This window comes from Curtobacterium sp. TXMA1 (genome assembly GCF_020162095.1).
Classification (GTDB): domain Bacteria; phylum Actinomycetota; class Actinomycetes; order Actinomycetales; family Microbacteriaceae; genus Curtobacterium.
The window spans coordinates 2,173,666-2,192,961 of the sequence record NZ_CP083910.1 but is presented as its reverse complement, the minus strand read 5'-3'; the positions used below and the strand labels follow the sequence as shown (position 1 = coordinate 2,192,961).

The following is a 19,296-nucleotide window of genomic DNA, read 5'->3' as shown; positions in this document are numbered from 1 at the left end:
CGGCCCACGTCCGCGTCACGGGTCGGATGTCGGCGCTCGCCGCGTCCGGGGCGGCACGCGTCGCGCAGGTGGACCCGGTCCGGTGGGCGGACGGCACCGACTCCGCGCACCTCGACGTGCTCCTGGTGCAGCGCGACGCGTTCCCGGCACACCGGCTCGACGCGGCCCTTGCGCGCGCTGCGGCAGAGGGGGACACGCGTCGTCGCGGAGGTCGACGACGACTTCTTCAGCCAGGAGGCCCGTACCCGGCTCGCGCGCGCCGAGTACGACCCGGAGCGACTCGCGTCGGTCGACCGGCTCGTCCGGGCAGCGGACGCGGTGGTCACCTCCACGGAACCGCTGCGAGCGGTGCTCGCCGCGCAGGGCGTCGACGCCGTCGTCGTCCCGAACGCTTTGCAGCCCGGCATGTGGGGCGACACCGCGGTCCGGCCCGACCCGGCCGGCCCGCGACGGGTCCTCTACATGGGGTCGGCGACCCACGGCGACGACCTGGCGCTGCTCCGACCCGTGTTCGACGGCTTCACCGACACCGACGGTCGGCCGGTCCGGCTCGAGGTCGTCGGCGTCACCGCCGACGCAGCCGACCAGGAGTGGTACGACCGTCTCGACCTCGGCACCGCCGCCCACTACCCGGACTTCATCGCGTTCCTGCGGGCTCGCGCCGAGCGGTGGTCGGCCGGCGTCGCGCCGCTGACCGGGGACCGCTTCAACGACGCGAAGAGCGACCTGAAGTTCCTGGAGTACTCGATGCTCGGGCTGCCGTTCGTCGGTTCGGACCGGCCGTCCTACGCCGGTGTCGACGCGCACGGCGGGCTGCTCACGACCGACGACCCGTCGGCGTGGCGCGCAGCGCTGCTCGAGGCGTTCCGCGAGCCGGCGCCCCGCGTCGCCCGGGCGCAGGCCTACGTCCGGGCCGAGCGGCTCGTCGGCGCGGAACCGACCTGGCGCACGGCGCTCGGGCTCTGACCGTGCGTCAGTAGACCACCCAGACCCAGGTCGCCAGGGCGGCGACGAGCGCCGCGACGCCGACGGACGAGAAGGTCACCGCCGCCGCGCGTTCGCTCATTCCGACGCGGATCGGCAGGAGCATGCCGAGCCCGGCGGCCAGCGGGACGAAGAGCGGGAGCCAGTAGCGCCCCTGCACCCCGTTCGCGTTCGCGGCCCCGACCGTGGAGAAGGTCAGGTAGAGCGTCGCGATCACCGCGACGACCGACACCGCCGCCACGGCGATGAACACCAGTCCGGCGATCGGGGCCCGGCCGTCCCCCGCAGCGCGGCGAGGACGAGCACGACGATGAGTGCCACGGCGACCGGTTGCGGCACGAACACCGAGTTGGTCCCGAGCATCGTGATCGACCCCTCGACCCACGACGAGCCGTACTGCACGAAGGTCCGGGCGACGACGCCGACCAGGTGCAACGGATCGGCGAGGATCCCCTGCAGCTGGAGGTGCCGGTCGACGCTCGGCCAGTCCGGGACCTGCGTCCGGATCGCGTCGGCGATGTCGGCGGCGCCCGAGGACAACGCAGCGCCGACCCCGGCGACGAGCGCGACCGCCCCGGCCTCGACCGCGAGCGCCCACCGTCGCCGTCGGAGTCCCAGTGCGACCGCCGGCACGGTGAACAGGAGCGGGAGCAGGAGGATGTACGTCGGCTTGGCCGCCACGACCCCGAGGGCGGCGACGATCGTCACGGCGAGCAACGGCCACGTGGCACGCGCGGTTCGGTTCCGGAGGGCGAGCACACCGGCGACGAACAGCAGGGCGGTGCCGTTGGAGAGGGTGTCCGCCGTGATGATGGAGGCCTGGAAGACGCTCTGCGGCAGGAGCGCCACCAGGGCGACGAGCCACCGCCAGCGGGAGCCGCGCAGGACCACGGCCGCGGCGGCGACGAGGACCACGTAGACGAGTCCGCTCGCCGCCTTGCCGAGCAGGACGATCCCGGCGACGTCCAGTCCGAGCACGGTCCCGATCCGCATCCCGAGGGCGGCCGGCGCGTAGGCCACGAAGCTCGACGCCCCGGCGTTCGTGAAGTCCTCGAGCTGGGTCGGGCTGTCGGGACGCAGGTGGACCGCCCCGAAGCGCTCGAGGTCGGGCCCGAGGTCGACGTCGGCGCGCTGCCAGTACTGGCCGCTCGTCCGGCCGGCGTTCGAGGCGTCGGTGCCCTCGAGCTCGTAGTCGACGAGGGCGACGGGGATCTGCCCGCCGTACTGCAGCTTCGGGGTGATCGTGTCCACCTCGAGCTGACCCCGGGACACCTGCCAGGCCCGGTAGGTGTGGTGCATCTCGTCGAGACCGAAGCCCGCGGGGACGACGGCCACGAAGGCGCCGACGAACAGGGTCGCGACGAGGGAGAAGAGGAGGGGGAAGGAGAGCAGGACGCGCAGCATCCGCGGCCGACGGCGCTCTGAGCGCCGGTGGTGGGCGCCCGTGTCGGCTGCTCCGGTCCGGTCGTCGCGGGCCGGCGCGGTGGTCGTGTCACCGCTCACGCGCTCGTCGGCGACGGTCGGGTGCTCGTCGGTCACGGGCCGGGCGGGGTTCCCTGTCTGGTCCACCGGGACACTCTACGGCGTGAGGGTTCGTTACGATGATCGGGCCGCAGCAGCCGCCCGACCCGAACGGGCACGACGAGGACCAGGGGCCCCGTGTCGACCGAGACCGCACCAGCACGCCGCCGTTCGACCGACCGGAGGACCCGTCCGACCGCAGTGTGGTCCTGGACGCGGCGCTGGTGGCAGTCCGTCGCGTTCCTCGTGGTGTTCCTCCTCGGCGGAGCGGCCTTCATCGCGGTCACGCCCCCCGGCCTCAACCCCGACGAGCCGGCGCACGTCTTCCGCGCCTACCAGGTCGCGCACGGTGGCCTGGTCGCCGACGAGGCGCGGGGGATCGAGGGCATCTCCGACGGCGACCCCGGTGGGTACGTCCCGACCGCGTGGCCCCGGCTGTTCGACGACGCCCACTTCACCCGTGGCTTCGACGACCCGACGTCCTTCCGTGACCTCGACTGGGCCGCGCTCGGCAGCATCCACGACGACGGCGACCGCGCGTGGCAGACCTTCACCAACACCGTGCAGTACCCGCCCGTCGCGTACGTGCCCCAGGTGGTGGCCCTGCGCATCGGCGAGGCGCTCGACATGGGCGTGCTGGCGCAGCTCGAACTCGGTCGGGCACTGGGACTCCTCGTCGTCGCCGGACTCCTGCTCGCCGCGGCCCTGCTCGCCCCCGTGGGCCGGTTGCTCTTCTTCGTCGTCGGGCTCCTGCCGTCGGTCGTGGCGCAGGCGGCGTCCTTCAGCGCCGACGGCGTGACCATCGGGCTCTGCGTCCTGGCGACGGCGCTGGCACTCCGTTGGGCCCTCCGCGAGGGTGCACCGGGTTGGTGGCGATGGGTGGTGCTCGGTGGTCTCTTCGTCGCCGTCGCACTCGTGAAGCCCACCTACGCGCCGCTCGCCGTGATCGTCGCAGCGATCCCCGTGCTGAACCGTGCGGCCCGTCGCCCCGCGTCGCTCGTCAGCGCCGCCGCCGTCGTCGCGGTCGCGGGCGTGGTGACGCTGGGCTGGCTCCGCGCGACGTCGTGGGTGACGCAGGGCGTGAACCCGCTGAACGACCCGGCGACCCAGAAGACCTTCCTCCTGCACCACCCGTTCGTGTTCGTGAAGGCGGTCTTCCGGTCCCTGTTCCTCGACTACCCGACGGGGCTGACGACCGAGAAGGGTGAGATCTGGCGCGGCGTGTTCGGCGCGTTCGCCTGGTTGCGCGCCCCGCTGCCGATGGTGTTCGTGCTCCTCCTGACGGTCGCGCTGGTCCTGGCGCTGCTCACGGTCGAGCCGCGGGAACGCGACGCGGTCGAACGGCTGCGCACGGGCGTGCTCTGGCGGGTCGCCGTCGGCGTCGGTGCCCTCGTCGCGGTGCTCGGCGTCTGCCTGGCGCTCTACGTCTACTACACGGTGAACGAGGGGCAGTGGCTCCAGGGGCTGCAGGGGCGGTACTTCCTGCCCGTGCTGCCCGCCCTGCTGCTCCTCTTCGTCGGAGGACGACTCGTGTCCTCGCGCGGCATCCGCGTGGCGGTGTTCGCCGTCGCTGCCGCATCGGTGGTCGCCGGGATCGTCACGGTGGACCTGCACTTCTACCAGAGCGTCCTGCCCTACTGGGGCTGATCGCCGGACCGGAGCTGATCGCCCGACCGGGGCAGATCGGGCAGCGACGCCCGTTCCGGCCCTTTGCTAGGGTTGCCCGGTGCAGATCCGCGAACTGAAGATCCCCGGAGCGTGGGAGTTCACGCCCGTCCAGCACGGCGACGCACGAGGGGCGTTCCTCGAGGCGTACCGGGCCGACGTGCTCGAGGAGACGGTCGGGCACCCGCTCGACCTCCGCCAGGTGAACATGTCCATCTCGTCGGCGGGTGTCGCCCGTGGCATCCACTACGCCCTCGTCGCGCCGAGCCAGGCCAAGTACGTGACCGCCGTCCGCGGGGCGTTCATCGACTACATCGTCGACATCCGTGTCGGCTCGCCGACCTTCGGCCAGTGGGACTCGGTCCGCATCGACGACGTCGACCGCAAGGCGGTGTACCTGTCCGAGGGGCTCGGCCACGCCATCGTCGCGCTCGAGGACCACAGCACGGTCAACTACCTCGTCAGCGCCCACTACGACCCGCAGCGCGAGAAGGGGATCACGATCCTCGACCCGACCGTCGGACTGGCGCTCCCCGAGGGCATCGGCGACCCGGTGCTGTCGGAGAAGGACACCACGGCGCCGACGCTCGAGCAGGCCGCCGAGCAGGGGCTGCTGCCGACCTACGAGGAAGCGGTGGCCTACACCGAGTCCCTCCGGACGAAGAAGTAAGGGGGCCCGCACCGTGAAGGGCATCATCCTCGCCGGGGGTTCCGGCACCCGCCTCTGGCCGATCACCAAGGGCATCAGCAAGCAGCTCATGCCGATCTACGACAAGCCGATGGTGTACTACCCGCTGTCGACGCTCATGATGGCCGGCATCCGCGAGGTCCTCGTCATCACGACCCCGGAGTACAACGAGCAGTTCAAGTCGCTGCTCGGCGACGGCTCGTCGCTCGGCATGGACATCCAGTACGCGGTGCAGCCGTCGCCGGACGGCCTGGCGCAGGCGTTCGTCATCGGCGAGGACTTCATCGGCGACGACAGCGTCGCGCTCGTCCTCGGCGACAACATCTTCCACGGCACGGGCCTCGGCACGAACCTGCGGAAGAACACCGAGGTCGACGGCGCGACGATCTTCGCGTACCACGTCGCCGACCCGAAGGCGTACGGCGTCGTCGAGTTCGACGACTCGTTCACGGCGGTGTCCATCGAGGAGAAGCCGACCGAGCCGAAGTCGAACTACGCCGTCCCCGGCCTGTACTTCTACGACAACTCGGTCATCGAGATCGCGAAGACCATCGAGCCGAGCGCCCGCGGGGAGCTCGAGATCTCGACCGTGAACGAGCGCTACCTCGACGCCGGCAAGCTCGGCGTGCAGGTGCTCGACCGCGGGACCGCCTGGCTCGACACCGGCACGTTCGAGTCGATGATGCAGGCGTCCGAGTACGTCAAGGTGATCGAGGACCGGCAGGGCTTCAAGATCGGCTGCATCGAGGAGATCGCCTGGCGGAACGGCTGGATCGACGACGCGCAGCTCGCCGACCTCGCCGCGCCGCTCGTCAAGGGCGGCTACGGCGTCTACCTGCAGAACCTCCTGCAGGACTGATGCCGCGGAACCGGCTCGGTCGGCTGCTCGGTCGGTCCGGACCCGCTGACGAGCCGGAGCCGACCGACGTCGCTGAGCCGCGCCTCCCGGTCGACACGTCGTTCCCGTCGGCGGAGCCCCAGCTCGACCCGGGTGCGGAGGGCACGTTCGACGTCGTCGTCACGGTGGCCGAGTCGACACTGCGGGTCGGTGGTCACCTGGACACCGTCCGCGCAGCGCGCGAGGCGGGCGCCGCCACGGTGGTCGTGAGCGCCCACGACGTGCACGCCGGGCCCACCAGCACGTACCCGCCGGTCGCCGCGGGGCCGGACGCCGTCGTCGCGCGGGCGACGGTCGCCGCGACGTGGGGCGGCGCGGTCGCCGCAGCGCGACCGCTGCTCCGGAGCGCCGTCACGGTCGTGCAGGACGCGTCGATCGCGCTCCCGGACACCGCGTACGACCAACTGGTCGCCGTGCTCGGCACGCCGACCGCGGACGGACGGGAGGCGCGGGTCGCCGTGGCCGTCGTCCGCACGCCGGACGACGTGGTGGCGAGCGCCGGCGCGGTCCTGCCGCAGGGATCGGCCCCCGTCGCCGCGCTCCTCCGCGGTCACCCCGCGGAGGACGCGGACCGGCTGGACGGCGCCGTCGTCTTCGCCGCGGACGAGCCGTGCTTCGCCGTCCGGACGGCCGACCTCGCGGTGCCGGTGCCGACCGTGGACACGCGGACCGCGGTCGCCCGGTTGACCCGGGACACGGCCGACGCCGGCGCGGGGGACTGCGTGGTCGTCCCGGTCGGACGGGCGTACCGGCGGTCGGTGCTGCGGGAGCGACGGTACGACACCGACGCTGCATCTGCTCTCTCGGTGTGGCGCGACGTCCGCGACGACACCGCTCCGCGTGCCCTCGAGCGGCTCGGGTTCGTCCCGGGTGCGCGCACCGCCGACGTCGCGGGGGCGCCGGTCGCCCTGCGGGAGCCCGTGGTGCGGGCGGAGCGCGGTGTCGAGCGCCTCGCGCTGCGGGACCGGGGCGAGCGCCTGCGCTGGTCGGTGCGGATCGCGGCGCACCCCGGCGCCCGGGGCGACGACTGGGGCGACACGTTCTTCGCACGCGACCTCGCGCGGGCGCTGCGGTCGCTCGGCCAGGAGGTCGTCGTGGACCACCGGGAGTCGCACGTGCGTCCGGCGTCCGAGCACCTCGACGACGTGGCGCTGACGCTGCGTGGTCTCGACGACACCCCGGTCCACCCCGCGGCGACGAACGTGCTCTGGGTGATCTCCCACCCCGACCTCGTCACTCCTGCGGAACTCGCCCGGTACGACCTGCGCTTCGCTGCCGGACCGGTGTGGGCCGAGCGGGTGGGCGCGGAGACCGGCCTCGCGATCGCACCGCTCCTGCAGGCGACCGACCCGGAGCGGTTCCACCCGGGCGCGGTCGCACCGGACACGCCCGACGACGTCGACACGCTCTTCGTCGGGAAGACCCGGGCGGTGTTCCGGCCGGTGGTCCGCGATGCCGTCGCGGCGGGCGTCGACCTCGCCGTGTGGGGTGAGGGCTGGGAGGGCCTGCTGCCGGACGGCGTGCACCGCGGCGTGTTCGTGGCGAACGAGGCGCTGCCGGCGCTGTACCGCCGTGCGCGCGTGGTGCTCAACGACCACTGGGACGACATGGCCCGGGACGGCTTCGTGTCGAACCGGCTGTTCGACGCTGCGGCGTCCGGAGCACTCGTGGTGACGGATCCGGTGCCGGGCGTCGAGGCGCTGTTCCGCGGCGCGGTCCGGACCTACGCCACGGTCGACGATCTGCGGGCGCTCGTCACGGCGGGGGAGCAGCTGTCCGACGACGACCGTGCGGCGCGTGGCGCGCGGATCGGTGCGGAGCACTCGTTCACCGCCAGGGCCGAGGTCCTGCTCGACGCGGTGCGTCGGCTGCGGGGCGTTCAGCGCTGACGACCCCGCAGTCGTCCCCGTGGCGGCGGTGACCGGTGCGGCTAGGACCGCCGCAGTCGGCGGGCCACGTCCCCGGCGCGGTCGGCGATGCGCACGACCCGCCGGGCGTGCATCGCGGCGAGCTCGGCCTCGCGGGCGTCGATGACCGCCTGGCGTTCGGTGGCCGTCCGGATCGCGGCCTCGGCCCGGTCCCGTTCGAACTGCACGGTCGCACGCAGCGTGTTCGCGGTGGTCTCACCCGCCTGCACGGCGTCCTCGAGCTCCTCGATGCGCCGGTCGCGGCGCACGAGGGCACGGCCCGCTGCGCGGAGGCGTCGGAAGCGGTCCTCGGGGACGAGCGGGTCCTCGGTCGCGCCGGACAGCACGGCCGAGCCGGCACGCCGGAGGCTCTCCGCGACGCCGTCGTCGCGCGTGAAGGGGCCGTCCGCGGCGTCCGTGTCGGTGACGAAGCGGAGCGAGAACGTCGACTCGAGCACGCCCTCCTGCAGTCGTCGGTAGTCCCGCATGCCGTGGTGACGCGGGCTCGGCGTCAGGTCGGGGTTCGCGTCGTAGGCACGACCGGACACCTCGACCCGGTGCGCGTACTGGTGCCACGACCGCCACGGCAGGTGCAGCACCTCGAGCTCGAGTCCCGCGGGCACGGGTGCGCCGTTCGCGACGCTCACCTGGTGGTTGCCCTGCACGACGACGACCTCGGGGTCGCCCACGTGCACCGCGTTCGCCGTCGGCGGCGCGAGCAGGCCGACGGCGTGCAGCTCGTCGATCGAGCGCTCGTCCCGCCAGTGCAGTCGCTCGACGCCGGAACCCGACTCGGCCATCGCTCCGGTCAGGTTCACCACGGGGACGGTGAAGGCGCCGACCACGGGATCGAGCTGCTCGAAGACCCGGCGGACGGTGAGCGTCCGGTCGACGGGCAGGATGAACTCGTCCGCGTCGGCGTTCACGACCCAGTCGGCGTGGTGGAGCGCGGCGGCGTCACGGGCCATCCCGGTCACGACGGTGCCCTGCTGCTTGCGGTGCACCGGGTCGTGCCGCAGGTCGACCACGACATCGTCCCGCTCGGCGAAGGCGGTGAGCAGCTCGGTGGTGCCGTCGACGGAGCCGTTGTCGGTGATGACGAACACGTCGAAACCCTGGGCGACGTGGTGGTCGAGCCAGGCGGGGATGACGTCCGCTTCGTCGCGGACCATCAGGGTGACGGCGAGGATCATGGTGCTCTTCCGGATCGGGGAGGGGAGGGGCGAGCGTGACTGTACCGCGTCAGCGGGTGTGCGTGAGGTGGGCGCGCACGGCCAGGGCCACCCGGAGCGCGGCGCGCAGCGGCCACAGCCACCAGGCGCGGTACTTGCCCGCGAGGAACCGGTAGGCGCTCTCGTGGTGGGCACGCCGCATCCGCTCGGACGACCCCTGCGTCGCCGTGCCGCCGACGTGCGTCGCGGTGGCGGCCGGTTCGTACACGTTCCGGAGCCCGAGCCGTCCGAGTCGCCAGCCGAGGTCGACGTCCTCGAAGTACATGAAGTACCCCTCGTCGAACCCGCCGAGCCGGTCGAACACGTCTCGGCGGACGAGCACGCAGGCACCGGACAGCCACCCGGCGTCACGGCGCGTGTCCTGTTCGCCCTCCTGCCGGTAGCGACGGCTCCAGGGGTTGCCGGGCCAGACGTTCGCGAACAGCGCGTGCCCGAGGCCGGTGCGCAGCGACGGCACGAGTCGCGCGGACGGGTAGACCTCGCCGGTCGGTTCGAGCACCTTCGGGCCGACCGCGCCGATGGTCGGGTCGGTGGACGCCGTGTCGATCATCCGGTCGAGGGCCAGCGGCCCGAGGACGACGTCGGGGTTCGACACGAGCACCCACCGGACATCGGGGTCGAGGGTCGCGACCGCGCGGTTCACGGCGGCACCGTACCCGCGGTTCTCGCCGAGCTCGAGGAACCGGGCACCGGACTGCTCGGTCACGCTGCGCAGCGCGCCGGCGTCGGCGGAGTCGTTGTCGGCGACGACGACCTCGACCGGCGACGCGCTGGCCGCCGGCGTCGATGCGAGGAACGGGGGCAGGACGTCGTGCGAGTTGTACGAGACGGTGACGATCGCGGCGCGACGGGCACCGTCGGTGACCGTGGCGTCCGGGCCGTCGTCGCGCGGGACGTCGGTCCCGTCGGCGCCGGTCACGCGTACACCCCGAGGTGGGCACGGGCGCACGCCGACCAGGTGAAGCGGGCGGCTCGGGCCGTCGCGCGGTCACAGCGCTCGGCGCGCGCGGCAGCAGCGTCGGGCCCCGGCGCCAGCAGCGTCGCGAGCGAGGCGCGGATCGCGTCGGCCTCCGGCTCGGTGTAGGTGACGGCGTCGCCGCCGACCTCGGGGATCGCGAGCCGACGGGTGGTCAGCACGTCGCCGCCGGACGCCATCGCCTCGAGCACGGGCAGTCCGAAGCCCTCCGCGGTGCTCGGGTAGACGACGACGCGGGCACCGCCGAGGAAGGCGCGGAGCTCGTCGATCGGCAGGTACCCGAGGTGGCGCAGGGGCTCGCCGGGACGGTCCCCGGCGGCCTCGAGCTCCTGCGCGGCAGCCGTGTCCCAACCGAGCCCGCCGGCGACGAGGAGCGTCGGTGTCACGGCGGGGTCGGCTGCCCGCAGCGCTCGGTGCGCGGCGATGAGCGCCGGCACGCGCTTCCGTGGCTCGACGGTCCCGAGGAAGGCGATCCAGTCCTCGTCCGGGCCGATGCGGTGCGCGGCGCGGAAGGCAGCGACCTCGTCGTCGTCCGGCACGTGGAAGACCGCCTGGTCGACGCCGAGGTGCGCCACGACCGTCGGCCGCGCGGCTCGCCCGGCCAGACGGTCGAGCTCGGCGACGGTCGCGGCGCTCGGGGCGACCGTCGCGGCCGCGCGACCGCGCGCGAGACGCGTCCACGCGCGGAAGAACGCGACCTTCAGCCGGGAGTGTGCGGCGGGGTCGCTGAAGAACGTCGCGTCGTGCAGCGTCACCACCGTCCGGGAGGCACGGCTCACCGGGAACGTGTAGTGCGGGCTGTGCAGCCTGGTCGCCCCGACCCGACGGATCAGCCCCGGCAGGCCGAGCTGCTCCCACAGCAGCCGGGCCGGACGACGGGCCGTCCACGCTGGGGCGGCGTGGTAGCGGTGCGCGGGAGCGAGCGCGCGCAGCCAGTCCAGGTCACCGGGCTTCGCCACGACGTCGACGGACACCCCGACCTCGCCGAGACCGGTGAGCAGCCCGGAGATGTACCGCGCGACACCGCCGCGGTTCGGTGGGATCGACGTGGCGTCGACCAGCACCGGCAGCGGTCGCACCCTCAGGCCCCGATCTGGCGTTCGGTCGACCTGGTCCAGGCGATGCCGGACTGCGTGTCCTCGTCCTGGACGACGAAGCGTGCCGCCTCGCGCTGGATCACGATGTGCTCGCCGTTCGGCTTCGCGAGGAAGACGTGCACGAAGTACTGGCCGCCGCCCAGGCGCAGGTCCTCGAGGCGCCACTCGACGGTCGCAGTGCCGCGGAGCGGGGCGTGCGTCGTCTGTAGCTGGCGGCTGTCGACGCCGAACGCCGGGTGGCCGAGGTGGTTCTCGATCTTGATGCCGGCGCGCCACTCGGGCAGGACGTCGGTGTGCGAGAACGTCGCGCGCACCACGAGGTCGTCGCCGTGGTGGTGCTCCTCGCCGGGGGCACGGCCGGGGATCTCGAGCTCGACGTGCTCGACCTTCGCCGGGTTGGCGTCCTCCTCCGGGTGCGCCGCCTCGGCCTCGGCGATGCGCCGGCCCTCGAGGATCTCGCGGAAGTTCTTGACCGCGAGGCGGGCGGAACCCTGGAACTTGACCTCGCCGTGGTGCAGCACGACGGCGGAGTCGCACAGCTCCTGGACCTGGCCGAGGGAGTGCGACACCAGGATGATGGTGCGGCCCTGCTCCTGGAACTCGCGGATCTTGTCGAGGCACTTCTTCTGGAACTGCTCGTCACCGACGGCCAGCACCTCGTCCACGAGCAGGACGTCGGGGTCGGTGTTGATCGCGACCGCGAAGGCCAGTCGGACGTACATGCCCGACGAGTAGAACTTGACCTGGGTGTCGATGAAGTCGCCGATGCCGGAGAACTGCAGGATGTCCTCGAACCGGGCCTCGGTCTCCTCCTGCGTCTGGCCGAGGATCGCGGCGTTGAGGTAGACGTTCTCGCGACCGGTCAGGTCGGGGTGGAACCCCGCGCCGAGCTCGATCAGAGCGGCGAGCCGTCCGCGACGTTCGACGGACCCGGTCGTGGGTTCGAGGATGCCGCCGATGGTCTTCAGCAGCGTCGACTTGCCGGAGCCGTTCGGGCCGAGCAGCCCGATGGTCGTGCCGGCCGGGATGTCGAGGTTGATGTCCTTCAGCGCCCAGAAGTCCTCGCTGTGGCGGCGTCCGGCACGGCCGAGGGTGACGACGCGCTCCTTGAGCGAGTTGTCCTTCCGGATGGTGAAGCGCTTGGAGACGTTCCGCACGGTGACGACGTCCGGGGCGCCGTCGAAGGGGGAGCGGGTCTCGCGGTCGATCTCGTTCTCGGTGCTCATCGGGTGGGTCAGATCTCCTGGGCGAAGTTGCCCTGCAGCTTGGCGAACACCCGCTGGCAGACGAGCAGCGCCACGAGTCCGACGACCGCGGCGATCGCCATGCGGACGAGGAGGTGCGAGGGGTACTCGGAGTCGGCACCGGCGGTCCAGAAGGCCCGGTGGATGCCGAGCACGGCCAGGGTGATCGGGTTGGACGTGTAGAGCGTGAGCAGCCACTCCGGGGCACGGGTCGCGACCATCTGCCAGCTGTAGACGATCGGCGACGCCCACATGAGCAGGAGCACGAGCACCTCGACGAGGTACTGCATGTCGCGCAGGTAGACGTTCAGCGCCGCGAGCAGCAGGGCGAGGGCCGTGGCCCAGATGAGGATCACGACGACGGACGGCAGGAAGTAGAGCAGGTCGAGCCGGACCCACGCGAAGCCGCTCTGCAGGATCGCCGCGGCGAGCAGGACGACGAGCTGGACGCCGAAGTTGAAGAGCGCAGCACCGACGCTCGCGAGCGGGTAGATCTCGCGGGGGAGGTAGATCTTCTTGATGAGACCGGCGTTGCTCACGATCGAGGCCGTGCCCGCGGCGACGATCTCGCTGAACAGGCCGTACAGCGTCAGGCCGGAGAACACGTAGATCGCGAACTCGGGGATGTTCCGCGACGCGCCGAGGATCTGTCCGAGCACGAAGTAGTAGATCGCCAGCTGCACGAGCGGGCGGATCAGCGTCCACGCGAAGCCGAGTGCGCTGTCCTTGTACCGGGACTTGAGGTCACGACGGATCAGCAGGTCGAGCAGCTGCCGGTGCGAGACGATCTCGCGCAGCGAGCCGATGACGGCGGTGGCCGGGCGACCGGCCGGGACCATCTGTTCCTGCCGGAGGCGCTCGAACCGCTCGGTGACGATGTTGCTCAAAGGGGGTCCTCACATTCGGAGCGGGCGACGGACAACTGTACAACGGCGACCAGGAGCGGCCGCCGGACCTCAGCGTCCGTTCTTGCTCTCCCGCATCAGTCGGGCGCGGTTCTGCACCTTGTCGCGCAGCCCCGAGACGCCGTTCTCCCGCAGGTACCAGGCGGCGAGGCGGGCGTCGCGGACGAGTCCGTGGCGGCTGTTCGCGATCTGGTGGAACTGCAGCTCGCGGGCGCGGGCGGGGCTGAGCTGCACGCGGGGGCGGCCCGCTGCCGCGAGGGACCCCGCGGGGACGGCGGCCTCGTGGGCGCGGTCGGCGGCGACGTGCGGGTCCTTGCAGAACTCGACGAGCGGCGCGAGCGCGCGCTCCCACGTGAAGTCCTCGCGGACGCGGCTGACCGCGGCGCGGGCGTCGGCGGCGGCTGCGGGGTCGTACAGCATCGACTCGAGCGCAGCGGCGAGTCCGTCCACGTCGCGTTCCTTGACCGCGACGCCCATGCCCTCGGCCGCCACCAGGTCGCCGAAGCTGTCGCCGTCGGTCGTGACGATCGGCAGGTTCGCCCACATGTAGTCGAGGATGCGCGTGCGGAACGAGAACGTCGTCTCGATGTGCGCGAAGTGCGTGCTCACACCCGCGTCCGCCTCGAGCAGGTAGTTCTGCCGGTCGTCGAGGGCGACCCACTGCTCGTTGAAGAAGACGTGCTTGTTCGTCAGGCCGAGGTGGTCGCTGATGCGCCGGGTCTCGGACACGATCGCCATCTCGGGCACGTCCGGGTTCGGGTGCGCGACGCCGAGGAAGAACAGGCGGATGTCGTCGTGCGTCTCGGCGACCTTCGCGACCGCGCGGACGAGCGAGGGCGTGTCGAACCAGTTGTAGATGCCACCGCCCCAGATGACGACCTTGTCGTCCTCGCCGATCCCCGGCGTGACGCCGCGGATGGCCTTGCGCTCGTGCTTCGGCGGCGTCGAGTCCATGCCGAACGGCGCGATCGCGATGAGCTTCTCGAGGTTGTCGTCGGCGAGGTAGTTGTCCGGGTTCACGCGGCCGACCCCGGCGAGCTGCCCGAGCCAGAACAGCCGCTGGCGCTCCGAGGCACACAGGAAGAAGTCGCCGCGCTCCAGCTGGCGGTTGATCACCTCGGTGGTCGAGGTGACCTGGTTGCGCCAGCCGACGTCGCCGTTGTCCCGGGCCTGCTCGAGCTGCTCGAGGTGCATCGGGTCGTAGAGGTCGACGACCATGATCTTGTTCGAGTTCTGCAGGGTCTGGAAGTGGTGCAGCGCGTAGCCCTGGAAGAAGATGACGTCCGCCCACTCCTCGTGCTCCCGCATCGTGCGCTCGTGCTGGAGCGGCACGCGGGACACCTCGAAGGCGTCGGACTTGCGGTTCGCCACGTTCCAGGTCACCAGGCGGACGTCGTTGTGCGGTGCGAGCGCCTCGGCGATCTTCCACGCGCGCATGCCCGGGCCGGCCATCTTCTCGCCGAGCGCGTCGCCCGTGATGATGAGGACCTTCGTGCGGTGCATGGGCTGCTCGACGTCGAACGCCTCGATGATCGCCTGGTAGCCCTCGAGGAAGTACCCGTCCTCGAACAGCGGCTTGAAGGCGTCGCCGAACAGGCGGAAGACCTCCTTGTCGGAGCGCACGCGCTGCGACTGGATCCGACGACGCTCCTCGCCCAGGCGGGGGAGGTCGGCGACGAACTGGTCGAGGGCGTAGAGACCTGCGACGGCCTCCTTCGACATCGGCGTCGTCGGGTCGAACTCGTCCGGGGCGCCGGTGAAGCGACGGATGTCGAACTCCTCCGAGTCGCGCCCGCTCTTCGCGACGGCACGGCGGGCCAGCAGCGCGAGGGCGGCGGGCAGGAAGGTCCCGAGGTTCTCGTCCGACAGGTTCTTGTAGAGCAGGTGCAGGGCGTTCCGCTCGAGCAGGTACATCTCGCGGTGGTCGCCGAACGGCTTCATCGAGCCGTGGTGCTTGTGGAAGACGACCGACCGCGGGGCGAACCGGACGCGGTACCCGAGCAGGTTGAGGCGCCAGCCGAGGTCCACGTCGTCGTAGAACATGAACAGGCCCTCGTCGAAGCCGCCGACCTCGAGGAAGACCTCGCGTCGGACGAACAGCGCGGAGCCGGTGCCGAAGAGCAGGTCCTGCGGGGTGTCGAAGCGACCGTCGTCGATCTCGGTGACGTGGGCCTTGTAGCCCATGCCGAACCAGCTCAGACCGGACTCGACGAAGTCGATCGCCTTGCCGTCCCAGTCGAGGACCTTGCTCGCCACGGCGGCGACCCGGGGGCTCGGGGCGAAGCCGGCGATGCCCTCCTTGATCCAGTTGACGTCGGGCTTCGCGTCGTTGTTGAGGAACGCGACGACCTCGCCGGACGCCTCGCGCGCACCGAGGTTGCTGCCGCCGGTGAACCCGAGGTTCTCGTCGGAGACGACGATCTTGACGTTCTTCCGGTCGCCGAGCTCGGCACGCAGGCGCTGCTCGCTGTCGTCGCCCGACCCGTTCTCGACCACGACGATCTCGAGGCGGTCGGCGGGCCAGTCGACCTCGGTCAGGCGTGCGATGCACTCGAGGGTGTCGTCGGTCCCCCGGAAGTTGATGACGACGACGGACACGCGAGGCGCGAAGGTGGACACGGACGGACTCCATACGTCGGCTGGCGGTGGTGCCCCGGAGAGCGGGACCACTGTACCGGACGTGCTCCGGGTCCCCTCCGCGACCTACGACGCTCAGCGACCTGCGACGCTCCGCGACCTGGGACACTGGAGGGCGTGGACGTCTCCGTGGTCATCGTCGACTGGCACCAGCCCGAACTCACCCGACGCGCACTCCGGTCCGTGCTCTCGCAGCGCGTCGACGCGTCGGTCGAGGTCGTGCTCGTGGTCAACGAGGCCGACGACGCCACGGTGGCCGCGTACCGAGCCGACCACCCGGACGTGGTGGTGGTGCCGGAGCCGACGAACGCCGGCTTCGCCGGTGGCGTGTCGCGGGGGATCGCCGCGTCGACGGGCGACGTCGTCGTCCTCGTCAACAACGACGCGGTGGCTGACCACGGGTTCCTCGACCGCGGGCTGGTCGCCCTCGCCGCCGGTGGTCCGACGGTCGGCGCGGTGTCCGCGACCGTCGTGCTCGAAGGTCGGTTCCGCCCGGTGGCGGACGGTGCGCCGACGTCGCAGGACGACCTGGTCGCGGGGGACGGGCGTCGCTGGCGCCGGGCGGAGACCGGGGAGACCCTCGTCAACGGCACCGGGGTCGTGCTCGACCGGTCCGGCAACGGCCGTGATCGCGACTGGTTGCGACCGGTCGACGACGCCCCGGAGCACGCCCCGCTCTTCGGGTTCTCCGGCGGAGCGGCGTTCCTGCGCCGCGCGGCACTCGAGGCGGTCGGCGGCTTCGACGAGTCCCTCTTCATGTACTACGAGGACCTCGACGTCGCGTGGCGGATGCGGCTCGCGGGCTTCGACGTGCGACACGCCCCCGAGGCTGTGGTCGTCCACCGGCACGCCGCGAGCTCCGGCAGCGACGGTCCGCTCGTGCGCACGCAGAGCATGCGGAACCGGCTGCTCGTCGTGGCCCGCAACGGATCCGGCGGACTCCTGGCGCGCGTCGTCGTGCGGACGGTGCTGCGCCTGGTGCGCGACCTGCTGCGCCCGTCCGCCGCCCAGCTGCGACCCGCGGCGTGGTTGCGGCTCGTCCGGGAGGCTCCTGCCGCCCTCCGCCGCGCCCGCCGGCTCCGCCGGACGGACCGGATCGACGACACGGCGCGTTGCCGCGTCGAACGTCTGCTCGACGCGGCAAGCTGAGCGACGGCACAGGTGACCACGAGCCGCCCGCGTCCGTCGGGGCGGGCGCGCCCGTGCCTCCCGGACGGGGTGCACGTCGGGGGCTGTGTGATCGCTGTGATCCCTGTAGCCTGATGTGACAGACGTGACTCGCCGGATCAGGGCCCGGCCACGCGCGGTCGGGACGGCCGTGCGGCAGACACCGAGTCGCCGCCACAGGGAGGCCCCCGTCGTGAAGAAGGTCATCGCCGCGTTCGCGAGCGTGCTCGCGGTCGCGAGTGTGCTCGTCGGCGTCCAGCTGTCCGGCGTGGGGGCGCCGGACGCGGACCGCGCATCCGCGCTCAGCGGGTCGCAGTTCGACCCGGGCAACATCATCCCGGACGCCGAGTTCTACAACGGCGGCGGGATGGACGAGGCGCAGGTCCAGACGTTCCTGAACGCACAGATCGGCACCTGCCGGTCGAGCTCGTGCCTCAACGTCGGGCGGTACTCGCTGAACAGTCACGGGGCCGACGCGATGTGCGGCGCGCTGACCGGCGGTTCCTCGCTGACGGCGGCACAGATCATCACGCGGGTCGGCGCAGCGTGCGGGATCAACCCGAAGGTGATCATCGTCACGTTGCAGAAGGAGCAGGCGCTCGTCAACGGCGCGACGGCGCGGAACCCCTCCGCTGCCGTGCTCGAGCGTGCGATGGGCTACGCCTGCCCGGACAGCGCCAACGGCGGGTGCGACCCGGCCTACGCGGGCGTGGGCAACCAGGTCTTCTGGGCATCGTGGCAGTGGAAGCGGTACGGCAACCCGGCGGGCACGAGCAACTACTTCACGTGGTTCGCCCCGGGCGGCAACCGGAGCGTGCAGTACAACCCCAATGCGGCGTGCGGCACGAAGAGCGTCTACATCCAGAACAAGGCGACCGCCGCGCTGTACTACTACACGCCGTACACGCCGAACCAGGCGGCCCTGAACAACCTCTACGGCACCGGTGACGGCTGCTCGGCGTACGGCAACCGGAACTTCTGGCGCCTGTACAACGACTGGTTCGGCGTCTCGACGGCGGACAACCCCTTCGGTGGTATCGACGTCAAGCAGTTCGGGCCCGGCTACGTGCAGGTGAACGGTTGGGCGCTCGACCCGAACGCGAAGACCCAGACCGTGCAGGTGCAGTGGTACTCGGACGGCAAGCTGCTCGGCACCCTGCCGGCGAACGCCTCGCGTCCCGACGTCGGACGGGTGTACCCCGGGGCGGGGAACGACCACGGCATCCTGAGCACCCTGACCGTCGGGGGCGGGACGCACACCATCTGCGCCGTCGGTGTGAACATCGGTTCCGGATCGAACGCGCAGATCGGCGCCTGCCAGACCGTCGACGTCCGGACCGGGTCGCCGTTCGGCGGGATGGACGCCTCCTCCAACGCGGCTGGACAGGTCACCGTCCGGGGGTGGGCCATCGACCCCGACACGCAGCGGTCGGTCACGATCGACACCTACGTCGACGACGTGCTCGGCTCCCGCTCGGTCGCGAACGCCAGCCGTCCCGACGTCGGTCGTGCCTACCTCAACTACGGTGACCAGCACGGCATCGACACCACGTTCCAGGCCACGGGTGGCACGCACCGCGTCTGCGCCTACGCCCTCGACGAGGTCGCGCCGGGCGGTGTCACGGGCCTCGGGTGCGAGACGGTCACCGTCGCCGGCACCTCGCCCTTCGGCGGCATGGACGTCACGACGAACGGATCGACCGCGACGGTGAACGGCTGGACGATCGACCCGGACACGAAGAACGCCGTGCAGCTGCGCATGTCGATCGACGGCGTCCAGGTGGGCACCGCGACCGCGAACGCCCCGCGCGCCGACGTCGGCCGTGCCTACCCGGCCTTCGGCCCGAACCACGGCATCGCGACGAAGTACGACCTGACCGCCGGCTCGCACCGGATCTGCGTCACCGCGGTGAACGTCGGCGGTGGCACGGACACCGAGCTCGGCTGCCAGTCGTTCACGATCGCGGCCAACCCGTCGCCCTTCGGCGGGATGGACGCGTCGTCGCCCACGGCGGGTCGCGTGCAGGTGAACGGGTGGACGATCGACCCCGACCAGCAGCAGACCGCGATCCGGGTCGACACCTACCTCGACGGCGTGGGCGTCGCCTCCGGCCCGGCGAACCAGTCGCGGCCGGACGTCGGTCGTGCCTACCCGGCGGCCGGCGCGCTGCACGGCATCAACCAGTCGTTCGCCGCGCGAGCCGGTTCGCACACGGTCTGCTCCTATGGGATAAATGTCGGGGCCGGGACGAACGTCCTCCTCGGCTGCCAGGCCGTCACCGTCCGGTGACGCCGACGGCCGGACCGGGCCGCCTGGCCGTCACCGTCCGGTGACGCCGGCGGCCGGACCGGCCCGCCTGGCCGTCACCGTCCGG

At 71.9% G+C, this 19,296-nt stretch carries 15 protein-coding genes; 7 read left to right on the top strand and 8 right to left on the bottom strand.

The window, feature by feature from the left end; translation table 11 throughout:
• Positions 1-168 precede the first annotated feature (168 nt).
• On the top strand, positions 169-966 hold the full coding sequence (locus tag LCG91_RS10315) for a hypothetical protein (RefSeq protein ID WP_224441320.1): 798 nt from the start codon (positions 169-171) through the stop codon (positions 964-966).
• A 7-nt stretch (positions 967-973) separates the two neighbouring features.
• Here the strand turns inward: LCG91_RS10315 and LCG91_RS16430 are convergent, their stop codons facing one another.
• Together LCG91_RS16430 and LCG91_RS10310 are read right to left on the bottom strand one after the other, a co-directional pair.
• A complete protein-coding gene (locus LCG91_RS16430) occupies positions 974-1,237 on the bottom strand; it encodes a DUF2142 domain-containing protein (protein WP_263480162.1) in 264 nt (87 codons plus the stop codon).
• Positions 1,198-2,553, bottom strand: a complete 1,356-nt coding sequence (locus LCG91_RS10310) for a DUF2142 domain-containing protein (protein ID WP_263480161.1) — start codon at positions 2,551-2,553, stop codon at positions 1,198-1,200. The genes LCG91_RS16430 and LCG91_RS10310 overlap by 40 nt, the downstream gene beginning before the upstream one ends.
• 90 nt (positions 2,554-2,643) lie before the next feature.
• Between LCG91_RS10310 and LCG91_RS10305 the strand changes: the two genes are divergently transcribed.
• The 4 genes from LCG91_RS10305 (at position 2,644) to LCG91_RS10290 (ending at position 7,645) form a co-directional block, all read left to right on the top strand.
• Positions 2,644-4,152 (top strand): DUF2142 domain-containing protein, encoded by a 1,509-nt coding sequence (locus tag LCG91_RS10305; RefSeq protein WP_224441319.1) that lies wholly within the window; start codon positions 2,644-2,646, stop codon positions 4,150-4,152.
• A 79-nt stretch (positions 4,153-4,231) separates the two neighbouring features.
• Positions 4,232-4,840, top strand: coding sequence for a dTDP-4-dehydrorhamnose 3,5-epimerase family protein (locus LCG91_RS10300; RefSeq protein ID WP_224441318.1), 609 nt, complete (start codon positions 4,232-4,234; stop codon positions 4,838-4,840).
• Between the two features lie 13 nt (positions 4,841-4,853).
• Positions 4,854-5,717 (top strand): glucose-1-phosphate thymidylyltransferase RfbA, encoded by an 864-nt coding sequence (rfbA, locus tag LCG91_RS10295; RefSeq protein WP_058729020.1) that lies wholly within the window; start codon positions 4,854-4,856, stop codon positions 5,715-5,717.
• Complete coding sequence (locus tag LCG91_RS10290; protein ID WP_224441317.1) at positions 5,717-7,645, top strand: glycosyltransferase; 1,929 nt, start codon at positions 5,717-5,719, stop codon at positions 7,643-7,645. The genes rfbA and LCG91_RS10290 overlap by 1 nt, the downstream gene beginning before the upstream one ends.
• Positions 7,646-7,686: 41 nt before the next feature.
• Here the strand turns inward: LCG91_RS10290 and LCG91_RS10285 are convergent, their stop codons facing one another.
• The 6 genes from LCG91_RS10285 to LCG91_RS10260 all read right to left on the bottom strand — a co-directional run bounded on the left by LCG91_RS10285 (position 7,687) and on the right by LCG91_RS10260 (position 15,736).
• Entirely contained in the window at positions 7,687-8,856 is a 1,170-nt protein-coding gene (locus tag LCG91_RS10285; protein WP_224441316.1) for a glycosyltransferase family 2 protein, read from the bottom strand.
• Positions 8,857-8,905: 49 nt separating this feature from the next.
• Positions 8,906-9,814: a glycosyltransferase family 2 protein gene (locus LCG91_RS10280; RefSeq protein ID WP_224441315.1), complete on the bottom strand. Its 909-nt coding sequence runs from the start codon at positions 9,812-9,814 to the stop codon at positions 8,906-8,908.
• Entirely contained in the window at positions 9,811-10,950 is a 1,140-nt protein-coding gene (locus LCG91_RS10275) for a glycosyltransferase family 4 protein (RefSeq protein ID WP_224441314.1), read from the bottom strand. Before LCG91_RS10275 ends, LCG91_RS10280 begins: the two co-directional genes overlap by 4 nt.
• Before the next feature lie 2 nt (positions 10,951-10,952).
• Positions 10,953-12,194: an ABC transporter ATP-binding protein gene (locus LCG91_RS10270; RefSeq protein ID WP_224441313.1), complete on the bottom strand. Its 1,242-nt coding sequence runs from the start codon at positions 12,192-12,194 to the stop codon at positions 10,953-10,955.
• Positions 12,195-12,202: 8 nt separating this feature from the next.
• The gene (locus LCG91_RS10265; RefSeq protein WP_224441312.1) at positions 12,203-13,099 is read right to left on the bottom strand and encodes an ABC transporter permease; all 897 of its coding nucleotides are present in this window, start codon (positions 13,097-13,099) and stop codon (positions 12,203-12,205) included.
• A gap of 69 nt (positions 13,100-13,168) precedes the next feature.
• Positions 13,169-15,736: a glycosyltransferase gene (locus LCG91_RS10260; RefSeq protein ID WP_224441311.1), complete on the bottom strand. Its 2,568-nt coding sequence runs from the start codon at positions 15,734-15,736 to the stop codon at positions 13,169-13,171.
• A gap of 135 nt (positions 15,737-15,871) precedes the next feature.
• On the opposite strand from LCG91_RS10260, the gene LCG91_RS10255 reads away from it, so the two are divergent.
• Both LCG91_RS10255 and LCG91_RS10250 read left to right on the top strand, forming a co-directional pair.
• Positions 15,872-16,903: a glycosyltransferase family 2 protein gene (locus LCG91_RS10255; RefSeq protein WP_224441310.1), complete on the top strand. Its 1,032-nt coding sequence runs from the start codon at positions 15,872-15,874 to the stop codon at positions 16,901-16,903.
• Between the two features lie 211 nt (positions 16,904-17,114).
• Positions 17,115-19,211, top strand: coding sequence for a hypothetical protein (locus LCG91_RS10250; protein ID WP_224441309.1), 2,097 nt, complete (start codon positions 17,115-17,117; stop codon positions 19,209-19,211).
• Positions 19,212-19,296 lie beyond the last annotated feature (85 nt).